The organism is Methylorubrum rhodesianum, assembly GCF_014199985.1.
Lineage (GTDB): Bacteria > Pseudomonadota > Alphaproteobacteria > Rhizobiales > Beijerinckiaceae > Methylobacterium > Methylobacterium rhodesianum.
Window position 1 is genome coordinate 38,436 of the sequence record NZ_JACHOS010000023.1, and the last position, 18,756, is coordinate 57,191.

The window sequence follows — 18,756 nt, forward strand, 5'->3', positions numbered from 1 at the left end:
CAGCCCCGGCAAGCCGGCCCCGGGATGGCCCGCCGCATGGGCGGCGACGCGCCTTCGCGCTTGCCTCGGATCGCGGCCCGTCACCGGGCCGAGATCCTTCGGGGACTGGCGGCCCTCTGCTGGCTCGCTCTCTCCGGCGCCGCCCTCGCCGCCGGCGGCGAGCATGCCGATCCGGCGAAAGAAGCCGCCATGCGCGCGCTCGCCGCCCGCGACGCGCCGAAGGACGTCTCCGCCCAGGATTTCGTCGCCAGGGAGCCGGCCAAGTCCGGCTACTGCGCCAACATCGCCGACGCTGCGGCGGATGCCCGTTTCGCGTGGCAGAAGGAGCAGCTCGCGGCGATGGAGCGGCAGGTCGAGGAGCGCATCAAGCTCCTCGAAGAGAAGCGGGCCGAGTACGAGGCGTGGCTCAAGCGCCGCAACGAGTTCCTGGCCAAGGCCGACGAGAGCGTGGTCGCGGTCTACGCCAAGATGCGGCCCGACGCGGCGGCACTCCAGCTCGCCAACATGCCCGACGAGGCGGCCGCCGCGCTGCTGACCAAGCTCAACGCCCGCACGGCGAGCGCCATCCTCTCGGAGATGGAGGCCGCGCGGGCGGCGAACCTCGCCCGGGCGATGTCGGAATCCGGCCGCAAGGATGCGGCCGCGCCGGCCCAGAAGAAGAACCAGAGGTCGTGATGCGCCCTGCCCTCCCCCTCGCGGCGGCCCTGCTCGCCCTCTCGCTCGGCGCCTGCCAGAGCGATCTCGACCGCCTCGGCCGCCCGCCCGTGCTGACGCCGATCGGCACCGGGCTCAATGCCCCGCGCGAGCCGCTGCCGACCACCTTCGGCGCGCTGGGCGGGCGCCACAGCTACCATTCGACCTGGAGTCCGGCGAGCGCCGCGCTCTACCAGGATCCCCGCGCCCGCGACGTCGGCGACGTCATCACGGTGAGCATCGCCATCAACGACAAGGCGCAGTTCGACAACGCCACCGAACGCGAGCGCAGCCAGAAGAGCTTCCTCGGCTTCGATTTCGGCTACGGCGTCTCGGGCCTCAAGGATTCGGCCACGGCCGATACCGGCATCCGCTCCGGCACCGAGACCAAGGGCCAGGGCTCGATCGACCGCAAGGAATCGCTCAGCCTCTCCGTCGCGGCGGTCGTCACGGAAGTGCTGCCCAATGGCAATGTGGTGATCTCGGGCTCGCAGGAGGTGCGGGTCAACAACGAAGTGCGCGTGCTCAACGTCGCCGGCATCGTCCGCCCGCGCGACATCTCGCGCAAGAACACCATCGATTACGACAAGATCGCCGAGGCGCGCATCTCTTACGGTGGGCGCGGGCGCCTCACCGACGTGCAGAACCCGACGCTGGGCCAGCAGGTCTTCGAGACCGTGGCGCCGTTCTGACGGGGGCGATCATGGCGGACGCCAAGGACGGCAAGAAGAGCGGCAAGAGCTGGATCGGAGCGCTCGCCCTGGTGACGCTCGTCGCCGTCGGCACCGGGGGCGGTCTCGGCGTCTACCTTCTCGGCAGCGTCGAGAAGTCGGTCGACCTCAAGAAGCGCGAGGAGGCCGACAAGGCGGTGAAGGTGCTGAACTACACCGGCGACCTGTCCCTGCGCAGCGTCGGTTCCGTGGTGGCCAACCTCGCCGAACCGACCGATGCCTGGATCCGGATCGAATCCTCGGTCGTCTTCAAGACCGGGGCCCTGCCGAACCCCGACGTGACGCTGGCCGAGATCCGCGCCGACGCGCTTGCCTATCTGCGCACGCTCTCCATGGCGCAGATCGAGGGCGCAAGCGGCCTCCAGCACCTGCGCGAGGACCTCAACGAACGCGTCGCGATCCGCACCAAGGGAGCGGTGCGCGAGTTCATCGTCGAATCGCTGGTGGTACAATGAGCAGGTGGGTGGTTCGGCGTCTCGCGCTGACCGGGGTTGTCCTGGCTCTCAGCGCCACCGCCACCCTGGCGCAGGGTGCCTCGCCCGGCGGCGTCACGGGCGTGCCCGGCCTCGACGCGCTGCTGCCGCCCGGCAACGGGGCGGCGTCCGGGCGCATCATCCAGCTTGTTGCGCTGCTGACCGTGCTGTCGCTGGCGCCGGGACTGCTGGTGATGGTGACGAGCTTCACGCGTTTCGCCGTCGCCTTCTCGTTCCTGCGCTCGGGTCTCGGCCTCCAGAGCACGCCGGCCAACCTGTTCCTCGTCTCGCTCGCCCTGTTCATGACCTTCTACGTCATGGCCCCGACCTTCGACCGTGCCTGGAACGAGGGCGTGAAGCCGCTGCAGGAGAACCGCATCGGTGAGGAGGAGGCCTTCGGCAAGATCGTCGAGCCGTTCCGGGAGTTCATGACCCAGCACGTGCGCCCGAAGGACCTCCAGACTTTTTCGGACTTGGCGAGCCGCAACTTCCCCAAGGCCGAGCAGGGGGAAAAGATCGACCTGCGCATCCTGATCCCGGCATTCATGATCTCCGAGCTGCGCCGGGGCTTCGAGATCGGCTTCCTGATCGTGCTGCCGTTTCTCGTCATCGACATCATCGTCTCCACCATCGTGATGTCGATGGGCATGATGATGCTGCCGCCGACCGTGATCTCGCTGCCGTTCAAGGTGCTGTTCTTCATCCTGATCGACGGCTGGAACCTGCTGGTCAGCGGCTTGGTGCGCTCGTTCTTCTGACGCAAGGCATCGGCGTCTCGGCCGGTCAGCTCGCACAGGTCCAGAGATCGCGCCCGACGGCGCGGATCAGGTGCGCGTGCAGGCTCCGCAACCGCGCCAGCGCCGCGGTGGCCTGATCGGCGATTGATTTCGCGTCGGCGCGGAGCAGGGTATCCGCGCCCTCGTCCGGATCGCCCTCGGCGATGAACAGCGTCCCGTCGCGGACGACGAGGCGGATGAACCAGCCCTGGTCGATATCGTCCCACAGCACGCCGTCGGAGCCCGCACCGGCGAGCGCCGTGAGGATGGCGACGGTCTGCGGCACGTCGTCGGTCCAGGGGAAGGTGACGATCGCCCGGCCCTCTTCCAGCAGCAGAGGCGTAACCGAGAAATACGGAAACGGATGCGCAAGGGCGGCGTCCTTGCCGTGCTGGCGCGCCAGGGCGATCAGTCGCTCGTAATGGGCGACCAGAGCCGGCTCGCGGCCCGGCAGATCGAGCGTCGCCGTCAGGAGCGGGACGCAACACAGCAGGTCCGCCGGGCCGAGGGGAACCCGCAGCCGCTCCCAATCGGCCGGGCCGATGTCATGGTCGGGGCCGATATAGAGGCTGTCGGCGATGCGGAAGGCGGCGTCGCACAGGACCGAGCCGAGCGGCCGGGCTCGGACCATCCAGGTCTCGTCCTCGCGATCGAAGGTCATGCGGCCACTCTGGAGGCCGGACGCGACGAGTCGCAATCCCCGCGCAAGGCTCAGCCCTCAGACAGGCTGGCGACGCATGTCAGGTCGCCAACGGGATCGGTCCGGGGATGTTCGGTCGCGAGCAAGCCGAAAGATTGTGGAGCAACATCGTCGATCTCGGCGCGAGGCGGCTGATCGCCCTCGGGCTGGTCGGCCTTCTGGTGTTTCTCGGGGTCGGCGTCGGCGCCTACTATCTCAGCCGCCCGGCGCAGGAGACGCTCTATACGGGGCTGTCGCGCGAGGACGTGTCGCGCATCGGCGGCGTTCTCAAGGACAACGGCATCCCCTTCGACGTGTCGTCCGACGGCGCGGCGGTGCTGGTCTCCTTCGGCCACACCGCGCAGGCGCGGATGCTGCTCGCCGAGAAGGGCCTGCCGCAGAGTTCGAAGTCCGGCTACGAGCTGTTCAACGATCTGGGCTCGCTCGGCATGACCTCCTTCATGCAGGAGGTGACCCGGGTGCGGGCGCTGGAGGGCGAGATCGCCCGCACCATTCAGGGCATGAAGGGCGTGCGCGCCGCCCGCGTCCACCTCGTCCTTCCCGACCGCGGCTCGTTCCGCCGCGACCAGCAGCCGGCCTCGGCCTCCGTGGTGGTGCGGACCGAGCCCGCCGACGACGTCTCCGGCGCGCAGGCGATCCGCCAGCTCGTCGCCTCGGCGATCCCCGGCATGAAGCCCGACCGCGTCACCGTGATCGGCTCCGAGGGCACGGTGCTGCTCGCGGGCGACGATGCGGGAACAGCGCCGACCGGCAAGATGGCGACGCTGGAGAAGTCGGTCAGCCGCGAGATGCAGGACAACATCCGCCGCACGCTGGCGCCCTATCTCGGCGTGGGCAATTTCGAGGTCAGCGTCGCGACCCAGCTCAACACCGACAAGACCTCGACCAACGAGACGATCTTCAACCCCGACCAGCGGGTCGAGCGCTCGGTGCGCTCGGTGCGCGAGAGCGAGAACGCGCAGAACCGCAACAGCCAGCGCCCGACCAGCGCCCAGGAGAACCTGCCCGACCAGCGCACCCGCTCGGACGGCAACGATCAGTCGAGCAACGAGAGCTCGAAGAAGGAAGACCTCACCAACTACGAGATCTCCCAGAAGACCGTTCAAACGGTGAGCGACGGTTACGCCATCCGCCGCCTCTCGGTCGCGGTCCTCGTCAACCGTTCGCGCTTGACCGCACTCGCCGGCCCCGACGACAAGGCCGCGCTCGATAAACAGATCGCGGAGATCGAAGAGCTCGTCGGCTCGGCCGCCGGCTTCAGCAAGGAGCGTGGCGACACGATCAAGGTCGCCGCGGTGGGCTTCGTCAACGACGGCCAGCCGCTCGAGCCGGTGCCGCCGCTCTCGCTCACCGACGTGATGATGAAGCAGTCCGGAACGCTCATCAACGCGGCGACCATCCTCGTCGTGGCCGGCCTGCTGATCTGGTTCGGCCTGCGCCCGGCGCTCCGCGCCATCCTGGCGACGCCGGAGACCGCCGCAATCGAGGCCGCCGCTCTCGCCGGCCCCGAGGGCGCGACCGCGCTGACCCGGGGCATCGCCGCCGACGGCACGGCGGCAATCGCCGGACCGGGCGCCGCGGGCCAAGCGGAGGCGGTCAAGCTCCCTGCGCCGGGCGTTGCCGGCCTGCTGGAGGAGCTGGAGGACAAGATGGCTCGCTCGCCGCAGAAGCGTCTGGAGCAGCTGATCGATATCGACGAGGAGCAGGTCGCGGCCGTGCTCAAGCGCTGGCTGATGCGTGAGGAGCCGGCGTGATGGACGCGGTGATCGCCCGCTACCTGCCCGACTTTTCCGCGCCGCCCCCTGCGGCTGCGGCTGCCGAGGAGCCCAACTTTTCCGGCCAGTGGTTCCGCGCGCCCGCTCGTCCTCCGGAGCCGATCCCGGCCTCCGCGGCACCGGTCCCGAACCCGCTCGCGCCGATGCCGGACGTGCGATCGGAGGCCGAGATCGAACCCATCCTGCCCCGCACCGCCCCGGTGGCGCGGCCGGTCGAGGACCGCGAGGCGCTGATCGCCGCCGCCGAGGCGCGCGGGCGCGAGCAGGGCCGCGCGGAGGCGTTGGCCGAGGCCGCGGCGCAAGCTGCGCGCGAGCGCGAGGCGCAGCAGGTCCTTTTCGAGGAAGGACTGGCGCAGGCGCGCCGCGACTGGAGCGAGGCGCAGGGCGAAGCCCTCGCCACCGGCTTCACCGCGGCGATGCATGCGCTCGACGCTGTGCTGTCGGAACGCGTCGCCCGGCTGATCGCGCCGGTTCTGAGCCAGGCTTTGCAACGGCAGACGCTGGACGAACTCGGTGCCGCCTTGAAGCGCACCCTGTCCGAGCCGCAGCGGCCGGCGGTGCGTGTGCGCGGGCCCGAAGACCTGATCGCAGCCCTCTCCACCCGCCTCGGCGCCCTCGCCTCTGGCGTCGCCTTCGAGGCCTGTGCGGGGCCGGAGGTGAGCGTGAGCGCGGGGGAGACTGTGATCGAAACCGAACTTGCGGCCTGGAGCCGCCTGATCGCTGCGGCGGTCGCGGAGGCGTGAGATGTCCGAGCACGCCCAAGAGATCATCATCATCAAGCGCCATGGCGACCACGAGGACGGCCATCACGGCGGTGCCTGGAAGATCGCGCTCGCCGACTTCATGACGGCGATGATGGCGCTGTTCCTGGTGATGTGGCTGATCAACTCCACCAGCAAGGAGCAGAAGCAGACCATCGCCGAGTACTTCAACCCGGTGAAGCTCGCGGAGGTCACCCACGATCGCAAGGGCGTGAACGACCCGCAGAATGCTCCCAACGACCCTGCCCCCTCCGGCAAGGGCAAGGGGGACGGCGGCAGTGCCGAAGGCAAGGGGGACGCGGCGGGCGCACCGGGCAGCCGAGCACGCGAATCCGCTCTGTTCCAGGACCCCTACGCCATCCTCGCCAAGCTCGCCGCGGAGGCCGACACCGCCGGTCCGGAGGCCGCGAGCGCGGATGCCTCCGGCCTCGAAGTCGGACAGCCGGGCGTCAGCGGCGGGGAGACCGGGCGAGACCCGTTCGACCCGCTCTACTGGCAGGTCGCCGCCCTGCCGCGTCAGCGTACGGAGAATCCCGGCGCCCTCGACACCGTCGGCGCCGCCCCGGAGGCGCGCCTCGACGCGCGCGCCCAGAGCGGCGCCGCGGTCAAGGCGAAGGAACCGCCGAAGGAGAGCCCGAAGGAGATCGCCCGGCAGAGCCTGCACGAAGCCATGCGGCAGGCCGGAGTGAAGCTCGCCTCCGCCGAGCCGATGCCCCTGGAGGCCTCCGCCAAGCCCGCAGCCGAGGCGGCTCCGGAGACGCCGGAGGCCAACGCGCCGCCGATGGAGGGAAAACCGGCCCAGGCCGAGCCGAAGCTGGTCGCGAAGGCGGAAGCGCCTCCCGTGAAGGAACCGCCGGCCGGTGCCGATCAGGCCGCGAAGGCGGCCGAGACCGCCGCACTCTCGGCCCTGAAGGCCGAGATCGCGAAGGCGGTGCCCTCGCGGCCCGGCACTGCGCCCGCGCCGCATGTCGAGGTGCGCCGCACCGGCGAGGGCGTGCTCATCAGCATCACCGACGAGATCAATTTCAGCATGTTCGGGATCGGCTCGGCCGAGCCGACGCCGAAGGTGGTCAAGGCGCTGGAGCGCATCGCCAAGATCCTCAACACCCGCCCCGGTCGCATCGTCGTGCGCGGCCATACCGACGGACGCCCGTTCCGCTCCGAGACCTACGACAACTGGCGCCTGTCCTCCGCCCGGGCGCAGATGGCCTCCTACATGCTCGTGCGCGGCGGGCTCGACGAGGCGCGCATCGAGCGCATCGAGGGCCATGCCGACCGCCAGCCGCGCATCGCCGCCGATCCGAAGGCCGCCGAGAACCGCCGCATCGAGATTCTGCTGCGGGGCCTGCCGGAATGACGTCAATCTTCCGGACATCGCCAGCTCGGTCCGGCCGCCCGGCCGCTCTTGCGCACGCGGACAGGGAGTGCCGTCCCGCCGGATCGCCTCGCCTGACGGCTCGCCATGCCGGAATGGGCGAGCCGGTCCTCCCCGGCGCGTCGAAGCGATCCCGGACAGCGCTGACGGCGCTTGTCCGCCCAACGGCTGCTGCCCTCATCCTCTGCCTCGCCATCGTCCCTGTAAGCGCCGCCGATCACGCGGACGGCCATGCGCCGCCCGCCGGCAGCCAAGCCGTCGACGACCGTGGTGGCCATGGCGACCATGGTGGGCACGCTGCCCCGGCAAAGCCGATCGAACCGCTGCCGGTGAAGGCGCACGGTCTTCCCGTCGAGCTGACGCGCACGCTGCAACTCCTGCAGGACCGCATCGCCCGCGGCTCGACCCAGGCGCATCTCGCGCAGCGCCAACTCCTCGCCCATATCGAGCAGCGACTGATCGCGCTCGCCCCCGAGACCTGGGCCGAGGCGGAGAACGTGCGGGCCGCCGTCACCTTCGCTCTGGCGGGCGGCGGGCCGACGGCCCTGCGCGTGCTGCTCAAGTCCGGCAAGGTGCCGGAGGGGGAGCAGCCCCTGGCACTCGGCGCGCTCGCCTATCTGGAGGGTCGCGAGCGTGAGGCCCGAGCCCAGCTCGCGGGCATCGACCCGCGCACGATGCCGGCCGGCCTCGCGGGTCAGCTCGCGCTGACGCAATCGGCGCTGATGGTGCGCGAGGCGTCCACCAAGTCCCTCGAACTTCTCGATCTCGCGCGGCTCCTGGCGCCCGGTACCCTGGTCGAGGAAGGCGCGCTGCGCCGCCAGATCTTCGTGGTCGCGCAGGGCGGCGATGCGCGGCGCTTCGAGGCGCTGGCGATCCAGTATCTGCGCCGGTTCCGCCGCTCGGTCTATGCCGGCAACTTCCGCCAGCGCTTTGCCGGCGCGCTCACGCGGCTCGACTTCGACAGCGACCGCACCCGCATCGCCAGCCTGGAGCGGATGCTCGACGAGATCGAACCGGAGAGCCGGCGCGACCTCTACCTGCTCGTGGCGCGGGCCGGGCTGGAGCAGGGCCGCCGGGAGACCGCCTTGTTCGCCTCCGAGCGGGCGATGGGCCTCGCCGCGCCGGACTCGCGCCCGGCGGCGCAGGCACGGCTCTATCGCGGAGCGGCGCTGATCGTGGCGGGCGGCCGCTTCGAGGAGGGCTACGAGGCCCTGCGCGGTCTCGACGGCGCCGACCTCGCGGCCCCCGACACCGAGTTGCTCGACGCCGCGCTCTCGACGGCCCGGCAGATCCGCACGCCCTCCCCCGTCGCCGCGGCCACTCCGGCTCCGCCGGCCTCGGCGAGCCGGCCGATCCCCGAATCCGGCTCGCTCCTGCGGGCGCAGGAGGCCCTGGCCCGAGCCGAGCGCGCCATGGATGACGCCACCGGCACACCCTGAACTCTTCCCGCCCTCCTACTCCCGGACGATCGACCCGTGATGCGGTCCCTCGACACCCTCTTCCCGATGCGGCCGAAGGCCGAGGCCGGACGCGCGCCCGCGGGCGAGGATTCGCGCACCAGCGGCCCCGGCTTCGAGGCGGTGCTCGACGCCTTCGAGAACGGAACAGCGCCCGCCGGTGAGGCGCCGGCCGATCCGGCCGAAGCCGGCGCCGACGCACCGCCCTCCCAACCCGGCGACCTGCCCGTGGCGCCGGTTGCAAACGCCGCCGACACGGCCGGTTCGGCCCTGCAGGCGCTGATGGCCCTCACTGGTCCCGCGGCGGCGCCCGCTCCGGCCGCCCCGGATGCCAGCCTCGAGGCCATGGTGCAGCGGGCCGCGGCACGGTCTGGCACCGGACCGGCGCCGGCGGCGCCTGGCCTGCCGATATCCGTGATCGGATTGGAAACGCATTTCGCGCCCGTTCGGCCTCACACCGCCGCGCTTCCGGTGACCGCCGAGACGGAACCATTCTCCAGTGGGGCGCTCACTTCGTCGGCGACCCCCGTATCCGGCGGCCTCGACGCCGACGGAGCTCCTTCGGCCCTACGGGACGACGCCCGCCTGCCGACATCCGCGCCGAGCGCACCGGCCGTCGGTCCGGTCAGGATCGGAGCGACCGAGACCGGTATGATCCCAGCCGGCGGGGCTCATGCTTCCGCCGCCGGCATCGACGGATCGCCTACCGCTCAGGGCGCCTCCGCGCTCGCCGCACCAGCCTCCGTCGACCGACCGCCCGCAGCGATCACAGCGTCCCATGGGGCGGCGACGCCCGCGCAACCGGCACCGCTCGACCTCGAACGGAATCCGGCCGCAGGCGCGAGCGCCGCGAGTGTCGCGACTGGCACCGCCGCGACGGAGGCCCTCAAGGGCGCCGCGAGCCGGGGACGCGCCGCTCTCCGAAGCGACCGTATGGAGCAGGCCGGTGCGGTGTCATCGGCGCCATCCTTGGCCGAGCCCTCGGCCAGCGGAGACCTCCCCGAAGTGCCGGCCCTGCCCCAACCCGGTCCGGACGGACAGGTCTCACGCGATCCGGAGCCGGCGCGGGAGCGTCCGACGGGGATCGTCCGTCCCGAGACGGCCCTGGAGCGTGCCGACGCATCGATGCCGCGTGCGAAGGCCGACGCGGAGGCCGGCCCAGGCAGCGCGAGCGCCGGCTCTTCCGCCGAGGCGCCGCGCCCGCAGATGTCGCTCGCCGAACCGGTCCCGCACGAGATGGCGGGCACATCGGCTCCCGTGCCGACCTCGCCGCTGCGCCAGATCGTCGATGCGGTCGCCGCCCAGCTGCCCGCGGCCGCCTCCGGTGCTTCAGGCCGCCCCGCGATGGTACCAGCCGAAGCCGGACCGCTGAAGATCCTGACGCTGCAGCTCCATCCGGCCGACCTGGGCTCGGTGCTGGTGCGAATGCGCCTGCAGGATGGGCGGCTGGAAATGAGCCTGCGCACCAGCCGCGAGGAGACCGCCGAACGTCTGCGAAGGGAGGGCGACATGCTGTCCGGCCTGCTGCGGGAGGCGGGCTACGAGGCCGATACCGTGACGATCCAGACCGGCGGCACCGGACCGGGCGAAACCGGGACGCGCGGCCAGGGGCTCGCGTCCTTCGCCGGGTCGCAGGGCGGGCAGCAGGACAGACAGCCGGGCGCCGCGACGCCCGATCATTCGGGCCGGCGCCCGTCCCCGCGCGCGGACGAGGCCGCCACGCCCACCGAGGAGAACGACCATGAAACGGATTCTCGCCGGCGCGATCACGGCGGCCTGTATCTCTAGCGTCGTCGGCCCCGCCGCGGCGGCCGCACCGGGCGACGCCTCCCGCGTGTGCGAGCGCCAGATGGCGCAGGCCGCCGCCAAGCACGGGGTGCCTCTCGGGATGCTCTACGCCGTCGGGCTGACCGAGAGCGGCAACCGCGGCTCGCTCCAGCCCTACGCCATGAACATCCAGGGCAAGGCCTATTTCGGCTCCAGCGCCGCGGACGTTGTTCAACGCCTCGCCCAGGCGCAGCGGGAGGGCGTGCGTCTGGTCGATCTCGGCTGCATGCAGATCAACCACCACTACCACCGGGCGAAGTTCGCTTCGCTCGAGGCGATGATCGACCCGGCTCAGAACGTCGAGTACGCGACCCGCTTCCTGAAGGAATTGAAGGAGCGCGAGGGCAGCTGGACGCTGGCTGTCGCCCGCTACCATGCCGGGCCCAACAACAACCCGGCGCAGAAGGTTTATGTCTGCCGGGTCATCACCAACATGGTCGCCTCGGGCTTCGGCAACTGGACGCCGGGCGCCAAGGCGTTCTGCCAGTAGCAGAGCTCAACCGACGTAAGTGTAGCCCATGTAGCGCTTGGCCTCGATCGGATCGTGGCCGAGCCGCTCGGTCAGCTTCTTGCGCAGCTTGCTCACATGGCCCTCGATGACGCTCTCCTCGACGCCGTTGCTGTAGACGCCGTAGACCACGTTGAAGACCTGGGTCTTGGTGAGCCGCCGCCCGCGGTTGCGCACGAGATATTCGAGGATGTGCCGCTCCCGCCGCGGCAGGGACAGCGGCACGCCGTCGATCTCCGGATCGCGCCCGTCGTGGAAGACCTTGAGCCGGTCGGCCTTGGCCGCGCCCTCGGCCTGACCTTCCGCCTCGGCCCCATGCCCGCTCCCTTGCCCGCTCCCTTGGCCGCTCCCTTGCACGACCCCATTGACCCGGCGCCAGATCGCCTCGGAACGGGCCAGGATCTCACGGACATGGACGGGCTTGGGCAGGACGTCGTCGATGCCGGCTTCCAGGAGTTCGACGGTCTGCTCCAGCGAGCGGAGGTCGGCGAGGGCGATGATCGGCGCGCGGGACTGCTTGCGGATCACGCTCGCGCATTTCGCCCGCTCCTCGAAATCGCCGAGGAGGAAGCCTTGGACCGCTTCAAGGTCGCTGCGGGAGGCCGCCCGGAGCCAGCCTAGGAACTCCTCGGGCATGAGCGCGAACGAGGAGATCCCCTCGCGCTCGAAGCTGGCCTTGTAACCCGCGTTCACGGAATCGCGCGGATCGACCAGAAAATACATCGACGACCATTCCCCTGACCCAGCCGGATCACTCCGGCCTTGCGCTGCGATCTGGGCGGGTTTTGGGCACTCCGAGAAGCCCTTGCCCAACCCGTCGCGAGGCTTCGAGACGTAGCGCCAAACGTGTCATGTCGTGGGGCGACAAAGGGGTCAATCGCTGGAATGTACAATTCCAAACATGGACGGAAATCGCACACGGCGATCATCCAGGCAGCCGGTCCTGGGACGCGCGGCCGGCCTGTCGGGCGCGGCGATGCGTCGAAGCGATTCGATCTCGATCTTCAGGCGTGTCCGACCCGGGCTTGGCTCACGGCGTGGGCGAAGCCTTCGAGAGAGAGGGCCGCCATGTCCTCCGCGACGATGCGCTGGATCGCGACACCCGCGAACACCTCGTCGAGGACGAGCTTGAAGAACACCGTCATCGGCTCGGCCGCGAATTCGAGATCGAGGACCACCTGCATCGAGCGGCTCCAATCGAGACAGACATCGGCCGCGTCGGCGTAGGTCACCACCGATTCCTTGAAGAACAGCTCGGCGGAGGAGGCCACGACGTCGGCGATGTTGCCGTGCCGCTCGCCGCGGATCCAGCCGATCAGAATATCGCCATCCACAAGGCACAGTTCGGCGATGAAGTCGCGCAGCGCCTCGGCGAAAATCTGTTCGGCCGCCGCGTAGGCGTGCGGAACGGCGGACGGCCCTGGCGCGAAATGTTGAACCTGAAGGGTCATCGGGCTCTCGCGAAGAGGAAGAACAGGATCTGTGCCACGGCGCGGTAGAATTCTGCCGGAATCGTCTGATCGATCTGCACAGCATCGTACAGGGACCTTGCGAGAGGCTTGTCCTCGATCACCGCGATGCCCTTTTCCTCGGCGATCGCACGGATACGCAGGGCGATGAGATCCTGCCCCTTGGCGAGTACGAGCGGCGCCGGATTCTCGCTCGGCTCGTAGCGTAGAGCCACGGCGAAGTGCGTCGGATTGGCAATCACGACGGTGGCGCGGTCCACATTGGCCAGCATCCGGTTGCGGGCGCGGTCCTGGGCGAGCGAGCGCAGCCGCGCCTTGACCGACGGATCGCCCTCGGTCTGCTTGTGCTCGTCCTTGATGTCCTGGCGCGACATCCGCAGCGAGCGCTGCCAGCGCAGCCGCGCCCAGACGAGGTCGCCCGCCACGATGACGATGGTGGCGATGGCCACCGCCGAGACGAGGCGGATCGAGACCGTCAGGATCAGTTCAGGCAATTGGCTCGGATCGACGAACATGGCGTTCACGGCTCTTGTCCGCTCCGAGCGAAGGAGCAGAAGGGCGACGACACTGACCGACAGGAATTTAACGACGGATTTCAGGAACTCGACTTGACCCGAAGTTCCGAAGATCCGCGAGAAGCCCGCCATCGGCGAAATCCGCGACCATTTCGGCGTGATCCGGTCGAGAACGAGCCGCGGCAGATTCTGCAGCAGCGAGGCGGCGAGGCTGCAGACCGCCAGGATCAGCAGGATCGGAAGCAGGAAGCGGCCCGCCGCCATCGCCACGCGGCTCAGGAGCAGCATCGCGTCGCCGCCGGTCTCCAGGGAGAAGCTGCGCGGATCGTCGAGGAGCGGCGCGAAATCACCCGCGAGCTGCGCCGCCTGACCCCGCGCGAACAGGACGAGCGCGATCAGAAGGCCCACCGTCGAGGCAAAGACCGGGGCCTCGCGGGAGAAGGGGATGTCGCCCTTCTCGATCGCCTCGCGTACACGCCGTTCGGTAGCGGCTTCGGTCTTGCTTTCCTGGTCCGTCTCCTCCGCCACGCATCAGCCCCGCGGGCGGGCGCGGACGGGGTGCTGGTCAGCGGATGAGGGCGTCATCCTCGCCTCCCGGATTGATCTCGATCTCCCCGCGCGCGGCCATGTCCATGGCGAGATCGGAGATGAAGCGGCGCGCCTCCATGACGTCGCGCTGCGACGCCGGCTCGCCGCCGTTCAGCTCGTGCTCGACCATGCGGCGCACGCGCGCCGAGAGGGCGCTGAGCACCGTCGTGCGGAACTCGGCCTCCGTCCCCTTCAGGGCCAGCACGAGCCGGTCGTTGGGCACGACGTCGAACAGGGTGGTGAGCGCGCGCGGCGCCAGCTTGACGATGTCGTCGAAGGTGAAGAGCAGGCCCTTGAGGATCTCCACCGATTTCGGACGCGACTTGCCGAGGTTGGTCAGCACGTCGTCCATCTGCTGGCGCTCCATCTTGTTGATGATGTCGGCCATCTTCGCGTGGGTGTCGGCGCCGGAATTGCGCGCGCCGTTGATCATGAAGTACTCGTGCAGGGTCTTCTCGATCGCGTGCAGCACGTCGTCGACGATTGGCTTGAAGCTCAGCATCCGCCGCATCACGGTATTGCGCAGCGGCGCGGGCAGATGGCCCATCACCTTCGCGGCGGTGGCAGGCTTGACCTTGGACAGGATCAGCGCCGCGGTCTGGGGATGCTCTTTGACGAGGTAGCTCGCCAGCACGCTCTCCTGCACGGTGGCGAGCCGCTCCCAGACCAAACGGGTGGCGTTGCCGCGCACGTCGGCGAGGATGTCGGCGACCTGGTCGGCCGGCAGCAGCCCGCTGAGCAGTTTCTCGACCTCGTTGGCGGTTCCGATGAGGCTGTTGCCGGCGGTGAACTCGGCGGAGAAGGTCTCCACCACCGTGTCGAGCTGTTCCGGACTGACCGCGCCGAGATTCGAGGCCGAGCGGGTGATGCGCTTGAGTTCGTCCGGCTCGAAATACTTGATGAGCCGCCCCGCCGCGGGCTTGCCCATGGCGAGCAGGAGCGCCGCGACCTGATCGACGGGGTCGAGCCGCCGGGCCGCCACTGCGCGGGTGGCGACGGCGCCCGCGGGCAAGACCTCCACCGGGATCGGGCTCGCAGCCGGGGAATTCGAAGGCAAGGGGTTCGAAGCCAGGGGACTTGAAGCCAAGGGACTCGACGACATGGCGGCCCGTTCTCGCCGAGGCTCAGGTGTTCTGGTCGGCGGCGGAGGGCCCGACCACCTCGGTCAGCGACACGCCGAAGCGGGAATTGTCCTCTTCGACGATGACGATCTCGCCGCGGGCGATGACCCGGCCATTGACCATCACGTCGACCGGCTCGCCGACGCGGTGGTCGAGGGGGACCACGGCGCCGCGCCCGAGCTTCATCAGGTCGGCCACCGGCATCGTCGCGGAGCCCAGCACGACCTGCATCAGCACTGGGATGCGCAGGATTGAATCGAGGTTGCGCCCGTCGCCGACGCGGGCGTCGTTGCCGGCGAGATCGGTGTCGGGGAAGGGGCTGCTGCTCATCGCTCGGGCTCGTCGGGTCGGCTTATGCGTGAGACTGGTCTAGCCGGCTTGGCTGACGCGAGGCTGTCTTGCCAGCGCGAGGCTGTGCCGAAGCGAGGGTCTCGCGGGAGATCCGAGGACGTGTTGCCCTCGCGCGGGGCGGCGGCCCCGCCTGACATTCCGCTGACGGCGGTCGTCAGCGTCGCGGGACCGGGTCATGGCATCAGGCGGCCGTCCGACACAAGAACCGGAGCTGACCGCCGTGAACACCCGAAAGACCGTCCTCGTCGCCATCCTCACAGCCGCCCTGGCCACCGGACTGACCGTCGGCCTCGCAGCGCCGGCCCTGGCCGACACGCCGGCAAAGGACTGGATGCCGATCGAGCAGGTCCTGACCAAGCTGTCCGCAGCCGGCTACGGCTCCGTGCGCAGCATCGAGGCCGATGACGGCGTGTGGAAGGCCAAGGCCAGCCGGGAAGGCCGGACCGTCAAGGTACAGGTCGATCCGCGCACCGGCGCCGTGGTCGAGGGGTCCGGCAAGCCGGGCGACGACTGAGGCGGACGCCGCCTCACGGCTTCTCCGAGCGCGCTGCAGCGAGCGCCGCCCGCGACGCCTCCAGCTCGGCGAGCGCCGCCCGCGCCTCGTCGATCTTGAGGCTCAGGGCATCCAGCACTTCACGGCCCTCCTCCTTGAAGGAGCGTACCGCCTCGCCGGCCTGGGTCAGGGCCACGCCGGAAGCGGCCACCGCCGCGCCGTACTCGGCCTGGGTCCGGTCGAGGCGCTTGAGCTTGAGGTACATCGGCACCACGCAGGCGCTCGTCGCCACGAGCGCCACGAGGAGTATGCCGTCAATCAAGGAGCCCATGGGCGCCCTCCTTCTCCGGATTGATCGCATCCTCGATCCGCAGGACGTAGGAGCCCTGCGACTGACCGGCCCGGCACCAGAACAGCGGCCGGTCGTTGCCCTCGAGCTTGACTCGGGTCGCGGGCGTTGCGTCGAGAGTGAGCACCTGCCCGACCTTGAGACCGGCGATTTCGCCGAGCGTCAGGTGACGCTCTTCGAGAACCGCCCGCAGGCGCACGGTCGTCTTCTGCACCTCCGCCGCGATCTGCTCGGCCCAGTGCGGGTCGCGGGCCGAAGATTCGCCGGTGAGCAGCTTGCCGAGCGCCGGACGCAGCGGATTCAGCACCGTCTGCGGGATGATGAGGAACATCTCGCCGCCGCGATTGAGCGCCTGGAGCAGGAACTTGGCCTGCACCGCCTTGTTCGAGCGCCGGCCGATCACCGCGAACTCCATCCGGGTCTCGGTGCGCTCCAGGCGGAAGCTCGTCTGCGAGACGAGGCCGAAGGAGGATTCCAGCGCCTTGCCGATCTGCTCGAACACCAACTGCGCGATGCGCAGCTCGATCGCGGAAAAGGTGCGCTCGTCTTCCACCGGCGGCTCGGAGCCGTCGGAGCCGAACAGCACCTCGGTCATGGTGTAGATGAAGTCGCGGTCGAGCCCGACGAGAACGTGTCCGTCCCAGGACGACGCGTGGAAGATGCCGACCACCGCGTTGGCGTCGTAAGCGTCGAGGAACTCGCCGAAGCGCCCGCTCTCGACGCCGCTCAGAGAGTAGAAGGTCGAGGAGCCGGCGAGGTGCTTGTCCGCGTCGCTGCAGGCGGTGGCGAGGCGGTCGAACACCACGCTGAGCATCGGCAGCCGATCGAGCGACAGGCCGCCAGCCTCCTGGATGCGGGCGCGGATGTCGGTCGCAGGCTTGGCCGCCGTTACGAAGGGTGGGAGGACCGGGGCCGGCCCGGGCTCGGGCGTGGTTTCCGGCACCGCGTCGGCGGTCTGGCTCTCGTCCATCGCTAAAGCCCTTTACGCCGCGGCCGGTACGGCGCGGGCGCCGGACACGGTGGCGCTCTCGACCTCGTCGATGGTCGGACGGTCGGCGCCGGCGATGCCCTTGCGGCCGTGCTCGATCGCGACCTGGGGCAGCGCGCCGTTCATGTAGGCGATCAGGCTCTGCTTCACGATGGTGTAGACGCTGCACTGCTTCTCGCGCACGCCCTTGATCTTCACGGCGAGCGGGGCGAGCATTCCGTAGGAGGCGAACACGCCGATGAAGGTGCCCACCAGGGCGGCGCCGATCAGGCCGCCGAGAATCTGCGGCGACTGGTCCAGCGCGCCCATCGCCTTCACGATGCCGAGCACCGCCGCGACGATGCCCAGCGCCGGCAGCGCCTCGGCCACGGTGTTGATCGCGGCATAGGGCTTGAGCTTGTACTTCTTGTGGGTGCCGATCTCTTCCTCCATCAGCGCCTCGATCTCGTGCGAGCGGGCGTTGCCGATGAGGATCAAGCGGCAATAGTCGCAGATGAACAGCACCAGATCGGGGTCCTTGGTCACCTCGGGATAGTTCTTGAAGATCTCGGAACTAGCCGGATCGTCGAAATGCATCTCGACCTCGTTGCGCGGCTTGGTCTTCAGTTCGCGCATCAGGGCGTGCAGCAGCCCGAGCAGCGAGAGGAAGTCCTGGCGCTTCGGCCCCTTGTTGGTGAAGGCCTCCATCGTCGCCTTGCCGGAATCCATCACGACCTTCAGCGGGTTGGCGATGACGAAGGTGCCCGCCGCCATGCCGCCGATGATGACGAACTCCCAGGGCTGCCAGATCACGATCAGGTGCCCGCCCATGGCGACGAAGCCGCCGAGCATGCAGCCGATCGCGATGACGAGGCCGACGAGGATTCCCATGGGAAGGCTCCGGGGGACACCGCTGCGGGGACGGGTGCCGACGCGCGGCGGCCCTTTGTCCCGAGCGAATACGGGCGGTGGCTTGCGCGGAGCTTTTTGGAGCGATGCGGCGCACCCGCTTGGAGCCGGGCACCCGAGCGCATAACTGAGGCTCATGTCTCGTGGCGATGCGCCCGACCGGTGGTCGGGAGCATCGCGTTCGGCGGACTCCCGCCGCCTCGCATTCGCGAGGGCAGCCGGTGATGAGCGATTCTCATCGTCGGCTGGCGTCCCATGTGATTCAAACGTACCGGAGCGCCTCCTTGGCCCAGACCGACGATCGCCTGCCGCAGATGCACGCCACCACGATCCTGATGGTCCGCAAGGGCGGCCGGGTGGTGATCGGCGGCGACGGACAGGTCAGCCTCGGCCAGACCATCGTGAAGGGCAATGCCCGCAAGGTCCGGCGGCTCGCCAAGGGCAGCGTCATCGGCGGCTTCGCCGGCGCGACCGCCGACGCCTTCACCCTGTTCGAGCGGCTCGAGGCCAAGCTGGAGCAGTATCCCGGCCAGCTCACCCGCGCCTGCGTCGAGCTCACCAAGGACTGGCGCACTGACCGCTATCTGCGCCGCCTGGAGGCGATGATGCTGGTAGCCGACAAGGATGTGAGCCTGCTGCTGTCCGGCTCCGGCGACGTGCTGGAACCCGAGACCGGGGTGATGGCGATCGGATCGGGCGGCAATTTCGCGCTGGCCGCCGCCCGGGCACTGGAGGACGGCGAGCACGATGCCGAGGCGATCGTGCGCCGGTCGATGAAGATCGCCGCCGAGATCTGCGTCTACACCAACGGCAACCTCGTGATCGAAGCCCTCGACGCGGCCTGAGGGCCGCGCTCCCTGGAAAGCCGGGCTTTGCCCGCTTAGATCGTTTTCGGGGAAGGCTCCGCGCCCGACGCGC

At 69.7% G+C, this 18,756-nt stretch carries 22 protein-coding genes; 12 read left to right on the forward strand and 10 right to left on the reverse strand.

Annotation, left to right across the window (positions count from 1 at the left end):
• Positions 1 to 36 precede the first annotated feature (36 nt).
• The 4 genes from HNR01_RS24730 to fliP are packed head-to-tail and all read left to right on the forward strand — an operon-like array spanning position 37 to position 2,655.
• Entirely contained in the window at positions 37 to 675 is a 639-nt protein-coding gene (locus tag HNR01_RS24730; RefSeq protein WP_246417639.1) for a MotE family protein, read from the forward strand.
• The gene (gene flgH, locus HNR01_RS24735; RefSeq protein ID WP_017487341.1) at positions 675 to 1,385 is read left to right on the forward strand and encodes a flagellar basal body L-ring protein FlgH; all 711 of its coding nucleotides are present in this window, start codon (positions 675 to 677) and stop codon (positions 1,383 to 1,385) included. Before HNR01_RS24730 ends, flgH begins: the two co-directional genes overlap by 1 nt.
• 11 nt (positions 1,386 to 1,396) lie before the next feature.
• Complete coding sequence (locus tag HNR01_RS24740) at positions 1,397 to 1,879, forward strand: flagellar basal body-associated FliL family protein (protein WP_017487342.1); 483 nt, start codon at positions 1,397 to 1,399, stop codon at positions 1,877 to 1,879.
• Positions 1,876 to 2,655 (forward strand): flagellar type III secretion system pore protein FliP, encoded by a 780-nt coding sequence (gene fliP / locus HNR01_RS24745; protein ID WP_183670386.1) that lies wholly within the window; start codon positions 1,876 to 1,878, stop codon positions 2,653 to 2,655. Before HNR01_RS24740 ends, fliP begins: the two co-directional genes overlap by 4 nt.
• A gap of 25 nt (positions 2,656 to 2,680) precedes the next feature.
• Here the strand turns inward: fliP and HNR01_RS24750 are convergent, their stop codons facing one another.
• A complete protein-coding gene (locus HNR01_RS24750) occupies positions 2,681 to 3,334 on the reverse strand; it encodes a hypothetical protein (RefSeq protein WP_183670449.1) in 654 nt (217 codons plus the stop codon).
• Positions 3,335 to 3,441: 107 nt separating this feature from the next.
• On the opposite strand from HNR01_RS24750, the gene fliF reads away from it, so the two are divergent.
• Genes fliF through HNR01_RS24765 form a run of 3 tightly spaced genes read left to right on the forward strand, consistent with a single transcriptional unit; the run spans position 3,442 to position 7,266 of the window.
• Positions 3,442 to 5,127 carry a flagellar basal-body MS-ring/collar protein FliF gene (fliF, locus tag HNR01_RS24755; RefSeq protein ID WP_153876019.1) on the forward strand — a complete coding sequence of 562 codons (1,686 nt, stop codon included), beginning with the start codon at positions 3,442 to 3,444 and terminating at the stop codon, positions 5,125 to 5,127.
• Complete coding sequence (locus HNR01_RS24760) at positions 5,127 to 5,891, forward strand: hypothetical protein (RefSeq protein WP_183670388.1); 765 nt, start codon at positions 5,127 to 5,129, stop codon at positions 5,889 to 5,891. The genes fliF and HNR01_RS24760 overlap by 1 nt, the downstream gene beginning before the upstream one ends.
• A 1-nt stretch (position 5,892) precedes the next feature.
• The gene (locus HNR01_RS24765) at positions 5,893 to 7,266 is read left to right on the forward strand and encodes a MotB family protein (RefSeq protein ID WP_183670390.1); all 1,374 of its coding nucleotides are present in this window, start codon (positions 5,893 to 5,895) and stop codon (positions 7,264 to 7,266) included.
• A 2-nt stretch (positions 7,267 to 7,268) separates the two neighbouring features.
• On the opposite strand, the gene HNR01_RS28105 is transcribed toward HNR01_RS24765, so the two are convergent.
• Positions 7,269 to 7,562, reverse strand: a complete 294-nt coding sequence (locus HNR01_RS28105) for a hypothetical protein (RefSeq protein ID WP_309236252.1) — start codon at positions 7,560 to 7,562, stop codon at positions 7,269 to 7,271.
• On the opposite strand from HNR01_RS28105, the gene HNR01_RS24770 reads away from it, so the two are divergent.
• From HNR01_RS24770 to HNR01_RS24780, 3 genes are read left to right on the forward strand one after another with little or no spacing between them, the layout of a single operon-like run.
• Positions 7,464 to 8,723, forward strand: a complete 1,260-nt coding sequence (locus HNR01_RS24770) for a chemotaxis protein (RefSeq protein ID WP_375373235.1) — start codon at positions 7,464 to 7,466, stop codon at positions 8,721 to 8,723. The two genes, HNR01_RS28105 and HNR01_RS24770, sit on opposite strands and share 99 nt — an antisense overlap.
• 39 nt (positions 8,724 to 8,762) lie before the next feature.
• Positions 8,763 to 10,529: a flagellar hook-length control protein FliK gene (fliK, locus tag HNR01_RS24775; protein ID WP_183670392.1), complete on the forward strand. Its 1,767-nt coding sequence runs from the start codon at positions 8,763 to 8,765 to the stop codon at positions 10,527 to 10,529.
• Positions 10,483 to 11,058: a transglycosylase SLT domain-containing protein gene (locus tag HNR01_RS24780; protein WP_051061725.1), complete on the forward strand. Its 576-nt coding sequence runs from the start codon at positions 10,483 to 10,485 to the stop codon at positions 11,056 to 11,058. The genes fliK and HNR01_RS24780 overlap by 47 nt, the downstream gene beginning before the upstream one ends.
• A gap of 6 nt (positions 11,059 to 11,064) precedes the next feature.
• Here HNR01_RS24780 and HNR01_RS24785 read toward each other — a convergent pair whose 3' ends face one another.
• The 5 genes from HNR01_RS24785 to fliN form a co-directional block, all read right to left on the reverse strand.
• The gene (locus HNR01_RS24785; protein WP_183670393.1) at positions 11,065 to 11,799 is read right to left on the reverse strand and encodes a response regulator transcription factor; all 735 of its coding nucleotides are present in this window, start codon (positions 11,797 to 11,799) and stop codon (positions 11,065 to 11,067) included.
• 281 nt (positions 11,800 to 12,080) lie between these two features.
• Positions 12,081 to 12,527, reverse strand: a complete 447-nt coding sequence (locus HNR01_RS24790) for a BspJ family T4SS effector nucleomodulin (RefSeq protein WP_017487352.1) — start codon at positions 12,525 to 12,527, stop codon at positions 12,081 to 12,083.
• Positions 12,524 to 13,588, reverse strand: coding sequence for a flagellar biosynthesis protein FlhB (gene flhB, locus HNR01_RS24795; protein WP_183670395.1), 1,065 nt, complete (start codon positions 13,586 to 13,588; stop codon positions 12,524 to 12,526). The genes HNR01_RS24790 and flhB overlap by 4 nt, the downstream gene beginning before the upstream one ends.
• Before the next feature lie 37 nt (positions 13,589 to 13,625).
• Positions 13,626 to 14,735 (reverse strand): flagellar motor switch protein FliG, encoded by a 1,110-nt coding sequence (locus HNR01_RS24800; RefSeq protein WP_375373236.1) that lies wholly within the window; start codon positions 14,733 to 14,735, stop codon positions 13,626 to 13,628.
• 37 nt (positions 14,736 to 14,772) lie between these two features.
• The gene (fliN, locus tag HNR01_RS24805) at positions 14,773 to 15,099 is read right to left on the reverse strand and encodes a flagellar motor switch protein FliN (RefSeq protein WP_017487355.1); all 327 of its coding nucleotides are present in this window, start codon (positions 15,097 to 15,099) and stop codon (positions 14,773 to 14,775) included.
• Positions 15,100 to 15,340: 241 nt separating this feature from the next.
• Between fliN and HNR01_RS24810 the strand changes: the two genes are divergently transcribed.
• A complete protein-coding gene (locus tag HNR01_RS24810; protein WP_183670397.1) occupies positions 15,341 to 15,634 on the forward strand; it encodes a PepSY domain-containing protein in 294 nt (97 codons plus the stop codon).
• Between the two features lie 13 nt (positions 15,635 to 15,647).
• Here HNR01_RS24810 and HNR01_RS24815 read toward each other — a convergent pair whose 3' ends face one another.
• From HNR01_RS24815 to motA, 3 genes are read right to left on the reverse strand one after another with little or no spacing between them, the layout of a single operon-like run.
• Complete coding sequence (locus HNR01_RS24815) at positions 15,648 to 15,944, reverse strand: hypothetical protein (RefSeq protein ID WP_153876011.1); 297 nt, start codon at positions 15,942 to 15,944, stop codon at positions 15,648 to 15,650.
• Positions 15,928 to 16,932 carry a flagellar motor switch protein FliM gene (locus HNR01_RS24820; RefSeq protein ID WP_183670399.1) on the reverse strand — a complete coding sequence of 335 codons (1,005 nt, stop codon included), beginning with the start codon at positions 16,930 to 16,932 and terminating at the stop codon, positions 15,928 to 15,930. Before HNR01_RS24820 ends, HNR01_RS24815 begins: the two co-directional genes overlap by 17 nt.
• Before the next feature lie 12 nt (positions 16,933 to 16,944).
• Positions 16,945 to 17,820, reverse strand: a complete 876-nt coding sequence (gene motA / locus HNR01_RS24825) for a flagellar motor stator protein MotA (RefSeq protein WP_183670401.1) — start codon at positions 17,818 to 17,820, stop codon at positions 16,945 to 16,947.
• A gap of 302 nt (positions 17,821 to 18,122) precedes the next feature.
• Here motA and hslV point away from each other — a divergent pair, with 302 nt between their 5' ends.
• Positions 18,123 to 18,683 (forward strand): ATP-dependent protease subunit HslV, encoded by a 561-nt coding sequence (gene hslV, locus HNR01_RS24830; protein ID WP_096483821.1) that lies wholly within the window; start codon positions 18,123 to 18,125, stop codon positions 18,681 to 18,683.
• Positions 18,684 to 18,756: the final 73 nt, after the last annotated feature.

Excerpts from the sequence above, each read along its gene's own strand:
- HNR01_RS24730 (WP_246417639.1), top strand. The coding sequence starts at position 37 with ATGGGCGGCGACGCGCCTTCGCGCTTGCCTCGGATCGCGGCCCGTCAC.
- flgH (WP_017487341.1), top strand. The coding sequence starts at position 675 with ATGCGCCCTGCCCTCCCCCTCGCGGCGGCCCTGCTCGCCCTCTCGCTC.
- HNR01_RS24740 (WP_017487342.1), top strand. The coding sequence starts at position 1,397 with ATGGCGGACGCCAAGGACGGCAAGAAGAGCGGCAAGAGCTGGATCGGA.
- fliP (WP_183670386.1), top strand. The coding sequence starts at position 1,876 with ATGAGCAGGTGGGTGGTTCGGCGTCTCGCGCTGACCGGGGTTGTCCTG.
- HNR01_RS24750 (WP_183670449.1), bottom strand. The coding sequence starts at position 3,334 with ATGACCTTCGATCGCGAGGACGAGACCTGGATGGTCCGAGCCCGGCCG.
- fliF (WP_153876019.1), top strand. The coding sequence starts at position 3,442 with ATGTTCGGTCGCGAGCAAGCCGAAAGATTGTGGAGCAACATCGTCGAT.
- HNR01_RS24760 (WP_183670388.1), top strand. The coding sequence starts at position 5,127 with ATGGACGCGGTGATCGCCCGCTACCTGCCCGACTTTTCCGCGCCGCCC.
- HNR01_RS24765 (WP_183670390.1), top strand. The coding sequence starts at position 5,893 with ATGTCCGAGCACGCCCAAGAGATCATCATCATCAAGCGCCATGGCGAC.
- HNR01_RS28105 (WP_309236252.1), bottom strand. The coding sequence starts at position 7,562 with ATGGCCACCACGGTCGTCGACGGCTTGGCTGCCGGCGGGCGGCGCATG.
- fliK (WP_183670392.1), top strand. The coding sequence starts at position 8,763 with ATGCGGTCCCTCGACACCCTCTTCCCGATGCGGCCGAAGGCCGAGGCC.
- HNR01_RS24780 (WP_051061725.1), top strand. The coding sequence starts at position 10,483 with ATGAAACGGATTCTCGCCGGCGCGATCACGGCGGCCTGTATCTCTAGC.
- HNR01_RS24785 (WP_183670393.1), bottom strand. The coding sequence starts at position 11,799 with ATGTATTTTCTGGTCGATCCGCGCGATTCCGTGAACGCGGGTTACAAG.
- HNR01_RS24790 (WP_017487352.1), bottom strand. The coding sequence starts at position 12,527 with ATGACCCTTCAGGTTCAACATTTCGCGCCAGGGCCGTCCGCCGTTCCG.
- fliN (WP_017487355.1), bottom strand. The coding sequence starts at position 15,099 with ATGAGCAGCAGCCCCTTCCCCGACACCGATCTCGCCGGCAACGACGCC.
- HNR01_RS24815 (WP_153876011.1), bottom strand. The coding sequence starts at position 15,944 with ATGGGCTCCTTGATTGACGGCATACTCCTCGTGGCGCTCGTGGCGACG.
- HNR01_RS24820 (WP_183670399.1), bottom strand. The coding sequence starts at position 16,932 with ATGGACGAGAGCCAGACCGCCGACGCGGTGCCGGAAACCACGCCCGAG.
- motA (WP_183670401.1), bottom strand. The coding sequence starts at position 17,820 with ATGGGAATCCTCGTCGGCCTCGTCATCGCGATCGGCTGCATGCTCGGC.